Here is a 531-nt window from a genome sequence, read left to right as displayed (position 1 = left end):
CGCTTCAACCCCTACGAACCGTCAGACGGCCTACCCGCGTCGCTGCCCGAAAAATGCGTGAATGAAAACCACGACATTCCTTCATCCTTCCTGAACATCGATACCGACCGCTATGGCAGCGCTTGGCTGGCTTTCTCCAGCGACCCGTGGCCGGTCAGCGTGTTGAATGCCTACAAGAAGGGCCAGGCGCCTGCGCATCGCTTTGAAGGGCTGGACCTGACCCAGGCACGTAACAATCCCGAATTGTTGGGCATCGCCATGACGCCCGACAATCTGCAGGTCGACAAGGATGTGTTCGAGTACACACAGCGCGGCTGCTCACCGTTCGACAGTGCACATGGCTTTCACAGCCGCTGGCTGCGCCGGTTTGCCATGCGCGGCTATCTGGTCAATGCGATGAACCAGCACAAGCTGGAGAACGGCGTGCTGGCGGTGGTGCTCGACGATACCGTTGGCCTGATTCAGGAATTCAACCATCAGCGCTTGAACTGGGTGGTGAAGCGCCAGGTCTGGCGTGAGGACCCCATGCGT

Annotated in this window: 1 protein-coding gene; it reads left to right on the top strand. The window is 59.3% G+C overall.

Annotation, left to right across the window (positions count from 1 at the left end; genetic code table 11):
- The coding region (locus JOY50_RS28535) for a T6SS effector BTH_I2691 family protein (protein ID WP_310738328.1) at window positions 1-531 on the top strand (531 nt) is incomplete at both ends.

This window comes from Pseudomonas sp. BP01 (assembly GCF_022760795.1).
GTDB lineage: Bacteria > Pseudomonadota > Gammaproteobacteria > Pseudomonadales > Pseudomonadaceae > Aquipseudomonas > Aquipseudomonas putida_Q.
This window is presented reverse-complemented; position numbering and strand designations above follow the sequence as displayed.